The organism is Dietzia sp. DQ11-44, assembly GCF_014145205.1.
GTDB lineage: Bacteria > Actinomycetota > Actinomycetes > Mycobacteriales > Mycobacteriaceae > Dietzia > Dietzia natronolimnaea.
In genome coordinates this window covers 1-14,566 of sequence record NZ_JAALEC010000532.1, presented here as the reverse complement: position 1 = coordinate 14,566, position 14,566 = coordinate 1, and the positions used below count along the sequence as shown (strand labels likewise).

Genomic DNA, 14,566 nt, shown 5'->3' with positions numbered 1-14,566 from the left:
TGAGCCACAGGGCCTCGGTGAGCGAATAGGCCATGATGCCGCGTACCGAGTCGTCACCCCGGAGCCCCGGACCGAGGACCTCCTCGAGCACCCCGCGCGACCTGACGGACTTGCTGGCGATCCGGATCCGCGTCCCGCCTGCTCGTCGCCGCAGGTCGGCCAGGTTCGCCCGCAGGGTGGGCAGGTGCAGCGCGGCGAGCGGCGCGTCCAGTCCGGCGGTGGCCGTGTCCACGGCGTCCACGGCGTCGGTGCCGGGTCCGGACACCGGCCTACTCACCGTCGAGCGGATGCGCGTCCGCCACCACGAGGTCGACCGCCCGGTGGAGAAGGGCGATCGCCTCGTCGTCGTCCCGGCAGATCTGCCAGCGCAGACCGATGCCCGCGACCGTGGCCTCCACGACACGGACCATGTCGTCGAGGCCCATACCCCAGCGCATACCCGCGGACTGGGCGGTCCGCCCGAGCACCGAGCGGATGATCTCCTCGTTGGACTCCTGCTGGTGGCGGGCCAGGCCGATCTCGGGTGTCCCGTACGTGCGCAGCGAGTAGGAGACGATCTCGTAGGTGAGGAGCTGCCGGTCGGGAGAAGCGGAGATGACGGCCCAGATCAGGTCGATGGCCTCGTACAACCTCCGTCGCAGCCCCTCCCTGCCCATGGCGCCGGAGTCGAAGTCGACGTTGATGAACGCCCGTGCCGCCTGGTGCACCTCCGAGTTGACCGCACCGATCACCTCACGGAGGAGCTCTTCCTTATCCGTGTAGCAGTAGTGGACGACACCGAGGGAGACGCCGGCCCGCTCCGCGACGCCACGGACGGTCACCGCGCCCAACCCGTCATGTTCGGCGATCTCCAGGGCGGCCCGGAGGAGCTGCGCTCTGCGCTGATCGGATGGGAGGCGTCTGGTCACCCGTCCATGGTACGACGACGACCCTGCGGCGGGCACACTTCGTCCCCGGATCGCACAGGGCACCGCCCCGCGGTCAGGTCTGTCGTCCAGGTTGCCCCCCTTCGACGGTGAAGCGGGGGGTAATCTCGGCAGCCATGACGACCTCGACCACACCGTGGCAGAACTGGGCCGGAAACGTCATCGCCTCGCCGTCCGGCCGGTCCGACCCCACGACCGTCGCGGAGGTCACGGACATCGTGCGCACCGCCGCCGACCGGGGCACCCGGGTCAAGTGCGTGGGCGCCGGACATTCCTTCACCCCGGCCGCGGCGACGGACGGGGTCCTGGTCTCACTCGACGACCTGACGGGGATCGAGTCGATCGTCCCGACCCGCGCCCCCGACGGGCACGTCGACGGGGCTGACGTGACCGTCTGGGCGGGCACGCGACTGCACCGGCTCGGCCCCCTTCTGTGGGACCTGGGACTCGCGCAACCGAATCTCGGGGATTTCGCGGAACAGTCGCTCGCCGGCGCGGTGTCGACGGGGACCCACGGCACGGGTCGGCACGCTGTCGGCCTGCCGGCCACCGTCGTCGGTCTGCAGCTCGTCGCCGCCGACGGTTCCGTCCTGAACTGTTCCCGCGAGACGAATCCTGAGGTGTTCGAGGCGGCGCGACTCGGGATCGGTGCGATCGGGATCATCACCAAGATGACGATCCACTGCGTGCCGGCGTTCGCGCTGAGCGCCGAGGAACACCCGTGGACCCTGACCGCCGCGCTCGCCGATCTCGAGGGCTTCGCGGGCTCGGCCGACCACGCGGAGTTCTTCTGGTTCCCCCACACCGACGCCGTGACCGTCAAACGCCACACCCGGCTTCCGGGCGACACCGAGCTGCAGCCCCTGGGCAGGTTCCGCGAGCTCGTGGGCGAGGAGTTCCTGGCCAACGAGGCGTTCGGTGCGTTGTGCCGGACGGCCGCCCGTCGGCCCTCGCTGACACCCCGGATCAACCGCCTCGCGGCCCGGGCGATGTCGGCCCGCGCGTACACCGATCGCAGCTACCGGGTCTTCGCCTCCTCACGACGGGTCCGCTTCCGCGAGATGGAGTACGCGGTGCCGGTGGCCGCGGCCGCGGCCGTGGTGAGGGACCTCCGGGACATGATCGACCGCTCCGGCATCGTCACGCCGTTCCCCGTCGAGGTGCGGTTCGCCGCCGCGGACGACGTGTGGATGTCGACCGCCCACCAGCGGGACGTCTGCTACATCGCGGTCCACCAGTTCCACCTGATGGACCACACCGAGCTCTTCCGATCGGCCGAGGAGATCTTCCTCGCCGCGGACGGTCGACCCCACTGGGGGAAGATGCACACCCGGACCGCCGCCGACCTGTCCGACACCATCCGACACTTCGACGATTTCGTCGCCGTGCGGGACCGACTGGACCCGGACCGGGTCTTCGCGAACCAGTACACCGAACAGGTCCTCCCGTAGGAGGCGGGACCACGTGATCCTCCGTACCGTGGAGTGACGGACAAGGGCAGCCGACCCTGTCGTGAACACCCTCGAGGAGATCCCGTGCCAGAACGCGTCCCCGCCGACACCGACGTCTCCGGTCCACTCGCCGGAATCGCCACAGGGGCCCTCCGGAAGGCGATACGGAGCCAGGCCGGGGCCGCGCGCGCCTACGTCCGCAAGCTCCGCGAGAACCATCCGGATGAGAGTCCCGCGCGCATCCGCGACCGGCTCGACTCCCGCTTCCTGAGCGCCGTCACCGCGTCCGGCGCGGCCGTGGGCGCCACGGCGGCCGTCCCCGGGGTCGGCACCATCGTCGCGTTCGGCGCGATCGGCGCCGAGTCGCTGGTGTTCATCGAGGCCGCCGCGTTCTACACCCTGGCCGTCGCGGAGGTCCACGGCGTGGACGTGAGGGTCGGCGAGCACGAGGAGCTGCTCGTGATGACCGTCATGCTCGGGGCGTCGGGCACCGCGATCCTGGCCAACGCGGTCAGCACGAGCGGCGGGGCCTCCGCCGGCGGGTCGCTCGCCGGAAGGTCGCTGGGGCTCCCGGGTCTGAAGGAGGTCAATCGTCGGATGGTGTCCCGGTTCGCCCGGAAGTTCGCGGTGAAGCGGGCGACCCTCGCCATGGGCAAGCTCGCCCCCGCGGGCATCGGCGCGGCGGTGGGAGGCTGGGGGAACCGACGGCTGGGTCGGACCGTCGTGAAGGCGGCGGCGACCACCTTCGGGACCCCTCCGGACAGCTGGCCCTCGACCTGACCCCCGTGCGTCGAGTGCACCGCATCCCCCTGTCAGGTGAGATCGGAAGGCCGAGAACGCGCAGAAGGTCTAGCCTGGGTTCATTGCGTGTGAAACCCACCACAGATCAGGAAGGCACCACAACATCGTGAGCAACACCGTCTCACAGTTCGGACAGAACCAGTGGCTCGTCGACGAGATGTACGAGCGGTTCTCCAAGGACCCGTCCTCCGTGGATAAGTCCTGGCACGAGTTCTTCGACGCGAACCCCGGGGCCGCGGCCGTGAGCGGTCGGAGTGCGTCGAACGGCTCGTCCGGTGCCGGTCCGGCTGCGGACGGGGGTGACGCACGGACTGGTGGGAAAACCAGTGGTGGCAAGACCGGTGGAGAGAAGAAGAGTGCCGGCAAGAGCGGCAAGAAGGTCTCCTCCGAGAAGTCCGGGGGCGACAACGCCACCCCCGACGCGAACACCCAGAAGACCTCGGAGCTGACCGTCGCGGACATGTCTCCCGAGTCGTCAGCCGAAGACGTGGCCGCCAAGCCCACCGCCGAGAGCTCCCCGAAGAGCAAGGCACGCGGGCGGGGTGTGCCGGCCCCCGCGCGGACGCCGAGCTCGCGTGGCACGTCGGAGGCACCCGCCGCCAAGCGGACCACCCGGCCCGAGTACACGCCGCCCGAGGAAGCAGAGAACAAGGTCCTGCGCGGCCCGGCCAACGCGATCGTCAAGAACATGAACGCGTCGCTGACGTTGCCCACGGCCACCTCGGTCCGTGCGATTCCGGCCAAGCTCATGATCGACAACCGCGTCGTCATCAACAACCACCTCAAGCGGACGCACGGCGGCAAGATCTCCTTCACCCACCTCATCGGGTACGCGATGGTGCAGGCGATCAAGTCCTACCCGAACATGAACAACCACTTCGAGGAAGTCGACGGCAAGCCCAACGTCGTGACCCCGAACGGGATCAACCTCGGCCTGGCGATCGACATGAAGACCAAGGCGGGGCGCACCCTGGTCGTGGCCGCCATCAGGAACTGCGAGGAACTGACCTTCCGCGGCTTCCTCGACGCCTACGAGGACATCGTCTCCCGCGCCCGCATCGGCAAGCTGACGATGGAGGACTTCTCGGGGGTCACCATCTCGCTGACGAACCCCGGCGGGATCGGCACCGTCCACTCTGTGCCGCGACTGACCGTGGGGCAGGGCACGATCCTCGGTGTCGGTGCGATGGAGTACCCGGCCGAGTTCCAGGGTGCCAGCGACGAGCAGCTGGCCAACAACGCCATCGGCAAGATCACCACCCTCACCTCGACCTACGACCACCGGATCATCCAGGGTGCGGAATCCGGGGAGTTCCTCCGCGAGATCCACCGTCTCCTGCTCGCCGACGAGTTCTACGACGAGATCTTCGACGTCCTCGGCATCCCCTACGAGCCCGTCCGGTGGCGTCAGGACATCACCGACCCGCGCGTGGACAAGGACGCCCGGGTCCTCGAGCTGATCGCGGCCTACCGCGACCGCGGCCACCTCATGGCCGATATCGACCCCCTGGACGGGCGGCACGCCAAGCGTCGCCGCACCTTCCACCCGGACCTCGACGTCAACTCCCACGAGTTGACGCTCTGGGACCTGGACCGCAAGTTCTCCGTGGGTGGGTTCGTCGGCAAGGACAAGATGCGCCTGCGCGACGTCCTGTCTGCGCTGCGCGCGGCGTACTGCCGCAAGATCGGTATCGAGTACACCCACATCCTCGAGAACGAACAACGCCAGTGGATCCAGGAACGACTCGAGGGTGTCGACGACAAGCCGACGGTCGCCGAGCAGAAGTACATCCTGTCCAAGGTCAACGCGGCGGAGGCGTTCGAGACCTTCCTGCAGACCAAGTACGTCGGACAGAAGCGCTTCTCCCTGGAGGGCGCCGAATCGGTCATCCCGATGATGGATGCGGTCATCGACGAGGCCGCCGAGTTCGCGCTCGACGAGGTCGTGATCGGCATGCCGCACCGCGGCCGCCTGAACGTCCTGGCCAACATCGTGGGCAAGCCCTACCGGCAGATCTTCACCGAGTTCGAGGGCAACATGGACCCCTCGGCCGCCCACGGCTCGGGTGACGTCAAGTACCACCTCGGCGCCGAGGGCATCCAGTACCAGATGTTCGGGGAGAACGAGATCAAGGTCTCGCTCACCGCCAATCCGTCGCACCTCGAGGCCGTCGACCCCGTCCTGGAGGGGATCGTGCGGGCCAAGCAGGACCTCATCGAGGACCCGGAGTGGCGTGCCGAGTACCCGGTCGTCCCACTCATGCTCCACGGTGACGCGGCCTTCGCCGGCCAGGGGGTGGTGGCGGAGACGCTCAACCTGTCCCAGATCGACGGGTACCGCACCGGCGGGACGATCCACATCGTCGTCAACAACCAGATCGGATTCACCACCGCCCCCGAGGCCGGTCGGTCCAGCCAGTACTCCACGGACGTCGCCAAGATGATCGGCGCCCCGATCTTCCACGTCAACGGTGACGACCCAGAGGCGTGTGTGCGGGTGGCGCGGTTGGCGATGGACTTCCGCCAGCAGTTCAAGAAGGACGTCGTGATTGACCTCGTCTGCTACCGCCGCCGCGGCCACAACGAGGCCGACGACCCGTCGATGACGCAGCCCCGGATGTACGAGGTGATCGACGGCAAGAAGAGCGTCCGCCAGTCCTACACCGACGATCTCGTCGGTCGCGGTGACATCACCGAGAAGGAGGCCGAGAACGCCCTGCGCGACTTCCAGGGCCAGCTCGAGCGGGTCTTCAACGAGGTCCGCGAACTCGAGAAGCACCCGGTCAAGGCATCCGAGTCGATCCTGCCGAACCAGCCGCTGCCCAAGCGTCTGGTGACCGCGGTCGACGAGTCGGTCATCCACGCGATCGGCGACGCCTTCGGCAACCTGCCCGAGGACTTCCACATCCACTCGCGTGTCAAGCCGGTCTACGAGGCGCGCCAGAAGATGGCCTACAACGGGAACATCGACTGGGCGTTCGCCGAGCTGCTCGCGATCGGTTCGCTCGTCATGGAGGGCCGGACCGTTCGCCTGGCCGGCCAGGACTCGCAGCGCGGCACCTTCACGCAGCGGCACGTGGTGGTGGTCGACAAGACCACTGCCGAGCCCTACTCGCCGCTGCAGAACCTCGACGAGGCCGACGGCCGGTTCGAGGTGTGGAACTCCGCGCTCACCGAGTACGCCGGTGTCGGGTTCGAGTACGGCTACTCCGTGGGTGACCCGGAGGCGCTGGTCCTGTGGGAGGCGCAGTTCGGCGACTTCGTCAACGGTGCCCAGACCATCATCGACGAGTACATCTCCTCCGGTGAGGCCAAGTGGGGTCAGAAGTCCTCGGTCACCCTGCTCCTGCCGCACGGCCACGAGGGCATGGGCCCGGACCACACCTCAGGGCGCATGGAACGCTTCCTGCAGCTGTGCGCGGAGGGGTCGATGACGGTCGCGCAACCGTCGACCCCGGCGAACTACTTCCACCTCATGCGTCGCCACGCCACCGACGGCATCAAGCGCCCCCAGATCGTCTTCACCCCCAAGTCGATGCTGCGGAACAAGAAGGCCGTCAGCGCCCTCGCCGACTTCACCTCGGGCAAGTTCCGTTCGGTGCTCGACGATCCCACCTTCGTCGACGGTGGCAAGGACCCGGAGAAGGTCAAGACCATGCTCCTGGTCTCGGGCAAGCTCTACTACGAGCTGGCGGCACGGCAGGAGAAGGAAGGCCACGACGACGTCGCGATCGTCCGGCTGGAACAGATCCACCCGATCCCGTTCCGTCGTCTCCGCGAGGCGCTCAGCCACTACCCGAACCTCACCGAGGTCCGGTGGGTGCAGGAGGAACCGGCCAACCAGGGCGCGTGGAGCTTCCTCGCACTCAACCTGCCGGAGGTCATCCCGGAGTTCCCGCCGCTCAAGCGGGTGTCTCGACGGGCCATGGCCGCCACGTCGACCGGCCTGAGCAAGGTCCACGCGGTCGAGCAGAAGGCGCTCGTGGACGAGGCCTTCTCCTGATCGCGGCCACGGGGTAGGCGCGGGTCTCCGCGCCCCCCGGCGGCGGTCGCCCGGGGCCTGTCCCGTGCGCCCGGGGCCGGTCCCGTACCCCCGGGCTCAGTAGTCGTGCGAGTCCAGCCAGTAGTTGGCGAGATCGGTCGGGGTGGAGGTGCCGAACTCCACCCCGAGCAGGAGTTCCCGCACGTCCTCCGTGGTCAGCTCGCCGCTGATCCGGTTGACCAGGGCGAGTTGGTCCTCCGAGAGTGAGCCCTTGCGGAACACCGGGACGACGTGTTGGGCCAGGATGGCGTCCTCGTCGTCGTCCAGCGGCACCATGTCGTCGGGATCCAGGACCGGGTCGGTCGACTGGACCAGCCCCACGCCGATCTCCCCCGCGCGCAGTGCGTCGAACACCGCGCGCGGGTTCGGGCCCAGCGCCACCCTCCGCCCGAACCCGCAGTCGTACGTCCCACCCACCGCGGTGGCGAGCTCACGGTCCGCGAGCGCCTCCTGGCGTGCGCCCAGTGTGAACTCCCCGCAGCGTCCGGCGAGGTCGGACATGGTCCGCAGACCGCGCGTCTCCGAGGTGTGCCGGGTCACCACGTACACGGGGGCGTCCTCGGCGGGAGCCGGGTCGGCTGCGGTGACCCCCTCGGGGAGGGCGGCCATCATCGCGGTGTACACCTCGTCGGCCTCGACCACGGTGGAGCCCGGATCGAACGCCCGGAGCAACTCCCCGGTGAACCCGATGGTGAACGTGGCGTCTCCCGCCGTCACCGACTCGAGGACCTCGGCCTGGTCTCCCGACTGCGGACGCAGAGTGACCCGGGAGCCCGATCTCAACAGGGCGTTGCCGTAGATGTGGCCGACGACCTCGGCCTCACCGAAGGACGCGGTCTCGATCACCACGACCGGATCGGACTCGTGGGCGGGGACGATCGACGACTGCGCCTGGCATCCGGTCAGTGCCACCACCGCAACCCCGGCGATCGCCAGTCCGCGTACCCCGGCCCGCTCCCCCGTCCGCCGCACTCGACCACGTCCTTCCTCGCCACGTCCGCACCCGGTCGTGCGACACCTGTCCGCCAGTCTCCCAGCAGAACCCTAACGCCCATCGTGTCGAGGCCCGGCGCCGGATAGTGTCATGGTGATGAGTGAGGGGGCGCTGGTGCCGAGTATCCGAAGACGGCGGGACGACACGGCCACCCCCTTCCCCCCACGCACCCGGCTGACCGTTCCCACCGAACGCGCGGTGGTCGACTGCGGTGTCTACGTCGACGGCGTCCGTGTCCCGGGGCGCTTCACCCACCGGGCCGCGATCCGGCACGTACGACAGGCCGGGCGGGGGTTCGTGTGGGTCGGGCTCCACGCCCCGGACCCGCACCAGATGGAGGCGCTGGCGAGTGAGTTCGGTCTCCACGAGCTGATCTCCGAGGACGCCGCCAGCGGACGGCAGCGGCCCAAACTGGAGGCCTACGACGACTCCCTGGTCCTCAACATGTCGACGGTCAGGTACCTCGAGCACGAGTCGATCACCGAGACCAACGACATCGTCTCCACCGGTGAGGTCATGGTGGTCCTGGGCCGCGACTTCGTGGTGACCGTCCGTCACGGGGACTTCACCGGCCTCGCCGACATCCGCGCGGAGCTCGAGAGCGCGCCCGAGAGGCTGCTCCGGGGGCCGTCGACGGTGATGCACGCCGTGGCCGACCGGGTGGTGGACAGCTATCTCGAGGTGGCCGAGGGGATGAGTGGGGACATCGACGACCTGGAGACCGCCGTCTTCGCCCCCCGCACCCGTGTCGACATCGAGCAGATCTACCTGCTCAAGCGTGAGCTGCTCGAGCTCAAGCACGACATCGCTCCCCTGGCCCTGCCCCTGCGGCGCCTGGCGGTCGAGCATCTCGACCTGGTCCCCGCCGAGATCCGGCACTACTTCCGCGACGTCCACGACCACCACAGCCAGGTCGCGGCGGAGGTCACGACCCTCGACGAGCAGATCACCTCGTTGGTCAACGCGGCCATGGCGATGATCGGGGTGCAGCAGAACACCGACATGCGGCGCATCTCCGCGTGGGTGGCGATCGCGGTCGTGCCCACGATGATCGCGGGGATCTACGGGATGAACTTCACCAACATGCCCGAACTGCATTCCGAGTACGGCTACTACCTGGTGCTCGGGGTCATGGCCGCCGCGTGCACCGGGTTGTTCCTGCTCTTCCGCAGGAACCGCTGGCTGTAGTCAGCGGGTCAGACCCGGATTCACCGCGCGGCGCGCCGGATCGGTCACGTCGATCCCGGCCTCGGCCCACGCGTCCTCGAGCTCCCCCGCTCCCTTGAGCCGGACCCAGGCCGCCTCGGTGTGCGTCACCGGGACCGCTCGGAAGATCCTGACGGGGGCGGACTCCCCGCCCACCTCGACGTCGGGGATCTCGGGCGCCCGCAGCACGACCGCGGTGAACGCCGCGCCCGGCCACAGCGGCTCCCCGAGATCGATGAGAGCGCCCTCGGACAGCACCAGGCCCTCGACCGCCGGGGCGGCCGCGAGCACGGCCAGGGCGCGGACGAGCCCGTCCACGCCGCCCCGCAACACCAGGGAGAGTTCGGCCCGCGGCGCGGTCGGGTCGGGGACCAGCGCGGACGGGTCCCCCATCGGGTCGGCCGAACACCCGAGCGAGGCGTATCTGACCAGGCCGGACTCGATGTCCACGAAGCGCAGGACCCGGATCGGTGCCGCCCCCAGGAAGGTCACCGATGCCTCCTGCGGCTCGGGGCCGAGATGCGCGATGAGATGCTCGCGGACCGCGGTCAGGACGGACGACGAGTCGGAAGGGCCTCCCGGGAGCGTCACTTGAGGCCGAGGCGTGCGAGTTCGTCGCGGACCTTCTCGGCGTTCCCGGGCTCGCACAGGATGTCGTACCGTCCGGCGACCAACTGGGAGGTCGACGCGAAGTCGCGCTTTCCCCGTGTCGCGGCGTAGGACAGCGAGGCGGAGACCACACCGAACACCGAACCACCGATCAGTCCGGTGAGGACGACTCCCCACATCGGCTGGGTGAAGATGCCGACCAGCAGGCCCACGAACAGTCCGAGCCACGCGCCGGTCGCCAGTCCGCCGAGCAGGATCTTGGGCCAGGTCAACCGGCCCGTGACACGCTCCACCTGCATGAGGTCCACGCCCACGATGGTCACCTCGTGGACGGGGAACTCCTCGTCCGCGAGGTGGTCCACGGCCGCCTGGGCCTGCGCGTAGGTGGGGTAGGAACCGACCACCCACCCGGTGGGGGGCGTGGGCAACCCGGGCGTCTGCCCGCGCCGGCCCGTGGTCGGGGACACCGGAGTCGTCATCACATCGATCCTTCCGTCGTCGACCCGTTCGGATCGGTCTCTCGGGCGGCCGTCGTCGTCATCCCCGCTGCCCGCCCCCGTGCGGAGACTACCAGTGCCATCTTACGGCTGGCCTCGTCGAGCATCTCGTCACCGAACATCACCGCGCCCCGGGCCCCGCCCTCCTCGGACGTGGAGTGGGCGTAGGCCGCGAGGATCCCCTCCGCCTTGTCGAACTCGTCCTGACGCGGGCTGAACACCTCGTTGCCCGCGTCCACCTGGGCGGGATGCAGGACCCACTTGCCGTCGAAGCCCAGTGCCGCGGTGCGGGCCGCCGCCCTGCGGAAGCCCTCCACGTCCCGCACCTTGAGGAACGGCCCGTCGATCGCCTGGAGACCGTGCGCCCGGGCGGAGACGAGGATGCTCAACAGAACGTGGTGGTAGGCGTCGCCCGGCGCGTACCCCTCCGGCTGCTCCCCGACGGTGAGGGTGCGCATGCCGATCGAGGCCATGAAGTCCGCGGGACCGAACACCAGCGTGAGGACCCGCGCGCTCGCGGTGGCGATCTCGTCGATGTTGGTGAGACCGAGCGCGTCCTCGATCTGGGGCTCGATACCGATGTGCCCGACCGGCAGGCCCGCCGCCTTCTCCACCTGGGTGAGCACCAGGTCGAGGGCCCGGACCTCCGCGCCCGACCGCGCCTTGGGCAGGAGGAGCGCGTCGACGTGGGCGCCCGCCCTGCCGACCACCTCCGTGACGTCCCGGACGGTGTACTCGGTGTCCCAGGCGTTCACCCTCACCACCACGGTCGGCGCGGCGAAGCCACCGCTGGTGAGCGCCTCGACGACGTTCTCGCGCGCCTGTTCCTTGGCCGGGCCCGCGACGGCGTCCTCGAGGTCGAGGAACACCTCGTCCACCGGCAACCCGCGGGCCTTGCCGATCATCTTGACGCTGCTACCGGGGACGGCGAGCACAGTGCGCCGGGGACGCGTGCGCAGTCCGGCGATCGTCGCCGCGGCGGACTCCGACGGTGCGGGCTCCGTGTGCTGGGCGGGGGTCATCTGCGGGCACTCCCTCCGGTCCGGTGCGGGCGGGGCGTGATCCACCACCCGGTGACTAACCTGGTCCGCATGGCGAACCTCAACAAGGCTTTCGTCGCCAGGCTAGCCGGACTGCCGGTGATCGGCCCTGACGGGGACGACATCGGGCGGATCCGCGACGTCGTGGTGACGATGCGCGCCCGGCACAAGCAACCCCGGGTCCTCGGACTGGTGGTGGAGCTGCCCACCCGGCGGCGGATCTTCGTGCCCATGCTCAGGGTCGCCTCGGTCGAGCCCCGCTCGGTCGCGCTGATCTCCGGAACGATCAACCTGCACCGGTTCCAGTCCAGGCCCGGCGAGAACCTGGTGCTCGGGTCCCTGGTGGACTCGATCGTGGGGGTCGATCCGGAGCGCGGAGCGCCCGGCTCCGCGGCCGGCCCCTCGGCCGTCTCGGGGGCCGGCACCGCGGTGACGTCGCGCTACCAGGTCGTCGACGTGGAGATCGAGCGGCAGCGCACCCGCGACTGGCTCGTCTCCAGGCTGGCCGTCCGGGCCCGTCGTGGGCGCGGGCCCCTCGGCCGCCGGGGGCCGGTGTCGATCCAGCCCTGGAGTCGGATCGAGGGGTTCGACGACGACGCCATCGGCACCCCGGAGCACGGAGCCGAGAGCCTGGTCGAGCACTACGCCGATCTCCGTCCCGCCGATGTCGCGCACGCCCTGCGTGAACTACCCGAGGTGCGTCGGCTCGAGGTGGCCCGCACCCTCGACGACGAACGACTCGCGGACATCCTCCAGGAACTGCCCCACGACGAGCAGACCGAGATCGTGACCCGACTCGAGCTGGAACGGGCGGCGGACGTCCTCGAGGCGATGGATCCGGACGACGCGGCGGACCTGCTGGGCGAGATGCCGGAGAAGGACGCCGAGTCCTTCCTCGAACTCATGCATCCGGAGGGCTCCGCACCCGTCCGCCGCCTGTTGACGTTCGACGCGGACACCGCCGGCGGGCTCATGACGCCGGAACCCATCATCCTGTCCCCCCAGACGACAGTCGCGGAAGCCCTGGCCCACTGCCGCAATCCCGACCTGAGCCCGGCGCTGGCGAGCCTCGTCTTCGTGGTCCGACCCCCCACGGCCACCCCGACGGGCAAATACCTCGGATGCGTCCACATCCAGGCGCTGCTCAGGGAGTTGCCGTCGACCATGGTCGCCGAGACCGTGGACACCAGCCTGTCCAGCCTGCGTCCCACCGACTCGGTGGACTCGGTGACGAGGTTCTTCGCCACCTATAACCTCGTGTGCGGTCCCGTCGTGGACGACGAGGGCCATCTCCTGGGGGCGGTCGCGGTGGACGACCTCCTCGACCACCTGCTCCCCGAGGACTGGCGTGACATGGACCTCCACGACCACAGGGAGGTCCGTCGGTGACCGAACCGGGCACGCGCTCCGCGCTCTCCACACCCGTCACCTCGCGGCGGCCCCGCATCAGTGTCGACCCGGACGCCGTGGGCCGGTACAGCGAGGCCATCGCCCGGTTCTTCGGGACCGGCCAGTACCTGCTGATCCAGACGATCCTCGTGATCGTCTGGATCCTCATCAACGTCACGGTCGTGGCGATGCGCTTCGACCCCTATCCGTTCATCCTCCTCAACCTCGCGTTCTCCACCCAGGCGGCCTACGCCGCCCCCCTCATCCTCCTGGCCCAGAACCGTCAGGAGGACCGCGACAAGGAGTCGATCGCGGAGGACAGGCTGCGGGCCACCCAGACCAAGGCGGACACCGAGTTCCTGGCCCGGGAACTGGCCTCCGTCCGGCTCTCCGTGGGTGAGACGGTCACCCGCGACTACCTCCGCCGGGAACTCGACGACCTCAGGAGCTCGATCGAGCGCATAGAATCGCTGCTCGCGGACCAGAATTGTGACGGCGGTAACACCGAACGCCGCAAAAGCGATTCAGACACCAGGGGCCGGAGGTAGCGTCGACCAGCACGGCAGCGATGCCGCGACGCACCCCGCTCGCGACACCGTCCGGACGTTGTAGGGGGAACTTTGCGCAAGATCGCGCACAACACTGATCGACGGGCACTGACCAGCGCCGCGGTCGCCGCGGGCGTGATCGGCGTGCTCACCGCCGTGAGTCTGACGATGGACCACAGTCGGCCCACCGGGGCCTCGGGAATCGTCCAGGCGGCCGAGACCGCCACCCAAGATCCGACGACGACCGCGGCGGGTGCCACCACTCCGACCTCCGAGACCCCGCCGCCGAGCGAGGTCCGGGACCCCGGCGCCGCACACATCGAGCCCGCGACGATCCCGGACGGCCCCCTCGGGATCCCCGGCATCGCCCTGGACGCCTACCACCGCGCCACCGACCGCCTCAACCTCGAGAAGCCCGCGTGCGAGATGGACTGGACACTTCTCGCGGGCATCGGCCAGGTCGAATCCAACCAGGGCCGTGGACGCTTCGACGCGCAGGGCAACACCATCGGCCGCATCCTCGGTCCCCGCCTCGACGGCTCGCTGCCCGGCACCGCCGTCATCACCGACACCGACGGCGGGCGGTTCGACGGCGACACCGAGTTCGACCGGGCGGTCGGCCCCGTGCAGTTCATCCCCTCCACCTGGGCGGTGCTGGGTCGGGACGGCAACGGCGACGGCGTGGCCGACCCCAACAACATCTACGACGGTGCACTCGCGGCCGCGACCCTGCTGTGTGGACAGGGCGGTTCGATGGGTGACCCCGCGGCCCGCACCCGGGCGGTCCTCGCCTACAACAACTCGCTCGCGTACGTGGCCAACGTCAACGCCTGGGCGCACGGCTACGCCGTCAACTCCTACCCGTTGCCGTCGGACCTGCCGGAGATCCACAAGCCCAGGCCGATCGTGGAACCACCGAAGACCCCCGAGCACTGCCCGGACGGCTGGGAGGGTCGGCCCACCGCGGCACCGGAGCCCGCGCCGCCGGGCGAGCCCGGCCGTCCGGTACCCGGATGTACCGAGGTGACCCCACCGCCGGCTCCCCCGGCAGTACCCACGCCGC

At 69.6% G+C, this 14,566-nt stretch carries 12 protein-coding genes and 1 pseudogene; 7 read left to right on the top strand and 6 right to left on the bottom strand.

Annotated features, from left to right (window positions below; translation table 11 throughout):
- Positions 1–265: pseudogene (locus tag G6018_RS13045) on the bottom strand (amino acid deaminase/aldolase); the annotation flags it as partial.
- Between the two features lie 4 nt (positions 266–269).
- Complete coding sequence (locus G6018_RS13040) at positions 270–908, bottom strand: TetR/AcrR family transcriptional regulator (RefSeq protein ID WP_179525574.1); 639 nt, start codon at positions 906–908, stop codon at positions 270–272.
- Positions 909–1,042: 134 nt separating this feature from the next.
- Here G6018_RS13040 and G6018_RS13035 point away from each other — a divergent pair, with 134 nt between their 5' ends.
- The 3 genes from G6018_RS13035 to G6018_RS13025 all read left to right on the top strand — a co-directional run bounded on the left by G6018_RS13035 (position 1,043) and on the right by G6018_RS13025 (position 7,181).
- Positions 1,043–2,377 carry a D-arabinono-1,4-lactone oxidase gene (locus tag G6018_RS13035; protein WP_182639830.1) on the top strand — a complete coding sequence of 445 codons (1,335 nt, stop codon included), beginning with the start codon at positions 1,043–1,045 and terminating at the stop codon, positions 2,375–2,377.
- Positions 2,378–2,461: 84 nt separating this feature from the next.
- The gene (locus G6018_RS13030; protein ID WP_179525576.1) at positions 2,462–3,157 is read left to right on the top strand and encodes a hypothetical protein; all 696 of its coding nucleotides are present in this window, start codon (positions 2,462–2,464) and stop codon (positions 3,155–3,157) included.
- A 127-nt stretch (positions 3,158–3,284) separates the two neighbouring features.
- Positions 3,285–7,181: a multifunctional oxoglutarate decarboxylase/oxoglutarate dehydrogenase thiamine pyrophosphate-binding subunit/dihydrolipoyllysine-residue succinyltransferase subunit gene (locus G6018_RS13025; RefSeq protein ID WP_182639829.1), complete on the top strand. Its 3,897-nt coding sequence runs from the start codon at positions 3,285–3,287 to the stop codon at positions 7,179–7,181.
- Between the two features lie 96 nt (positions 7,182–7,277).
- Here G6018_RS13025 and G6018_RS13020 read toward each other — a convergent pair whose 3' ends face one another.
- The gene (locus G6018_RS13020) at positions 7,278–8,192 is read right to left on the bottom strand and encodes a glycine betaine ABC transporter substrate-binding protein (protein WP_182639828.1); all 915 of its coding nucleotides are present in this window, start codon (positions 8,190–8,192) and stop codon (positions 7,278–7,280) included.
- Positions 8,193–8,310: 118 nt separating this feature from the next.
- Here G6018_RS13020 and G6018_RS13015 point away from each other — a divergent pair, with 118 nt between their 5' ends.
- Positions 8,311–9,402 carry a magnesium and cobalt transport protein CorA gene (locus G6018_RS13015; RefSeq protein ID WP_182639827.1) on the top strand — a complete coding sequence of 364 codons (1,092 nt, stop codon included), beginning with the start codon at positions 8,311–8,313 and terminating at the stop codon, positions 9,400–9,402.
- Here the strand turns inward: G6018_RS13015 and G6018_RS13010 are convergent, their stop codons facing one another.
- Genes G6018_RS13010 through G6018_RS13000 form a run of 3 tightly spaced genes read right to left on the bottom strand, consistent with a single transcriptional unit; the run spans position 9,403 to position 11,548 of the window.
- Complete coding sequence (locus G6018_RS13010; RefSeq protein WP_304814553.1) at positions 9,403–10,011, bottom strand: suppressor of fused domain protein; 609 nt, start codon at positions 10,009–10,011, stop codon at positions 9,403–9,405.
- Positions 10,008–10,508 (bottom strand): general stress protein, encoded by a 501-nt coding sequence (locus tag G6018_RS13005; RefSeq protein ID WP_179525580.1) that lies wholly within the window; start codon positions 10,506–10,508, stop codon positions 10,008–10,010. Before G6018_RS13005 ends, G6018_RS13010 begins: the two co-directional genes overlap by 4 nt.
- Positions 10,508–11,548 carry a CoA ester lyase gene (locus G6018_RS13000; RefSeq protein WP_182610450.1) on the bottom strand — a complete coding sequence of 347 codons (1,041 nt, stop codon included), beginning with the start codon at positions 11,546–11,548 and terminating at the stop codon, positions 10,508–10,510. The genes G6018_RS13005 and G6018_RS13000 overlap by 1 nt, the downstream gene beginning before the upstream one ends.
- Before the next feature lie 69 nt (positions 11,549–11,617).
- On the opposite strand from G6018_RS13000, the gene G6018_RS12995 reads away from it, so the two are divergent.
- The 3 genes from G6018_RS12995 to G6018_RS12985 form a co-directional block, all read left to right on the top strand.
- Positions 11,618–12,955, top strand: a complete 1,338-nt coding sequence (locus G6018_RS12995) for a CBS domain-containing protein (RefSeq protein WP_182639826.1) — start codon at positions 11,618–11,620, stop codon at positions 12,953–12,955.
- Entirely contained in the window at positions 12,952–13,503 is a 552-nt protein-coding gene (locus G6018_RS12990; RefSeq protein ID WP_182610526.1) for a DUF1003 domain-containing protein, read from the top strand. The genes G6018_RS12995 and G6018_RS12990 overlap by 4 nt, the downstream gene beginning before the upstream one ends.
- A gap of 72 nt (positions 13,504–13,575) precedes the next feature.
- The coding region (locus G6018_RS12985; protein WP_182639825.1) for a hypothetical protein at positions 13,576–14,566 on the top strand (991 nt) is incomplete at its 3' end.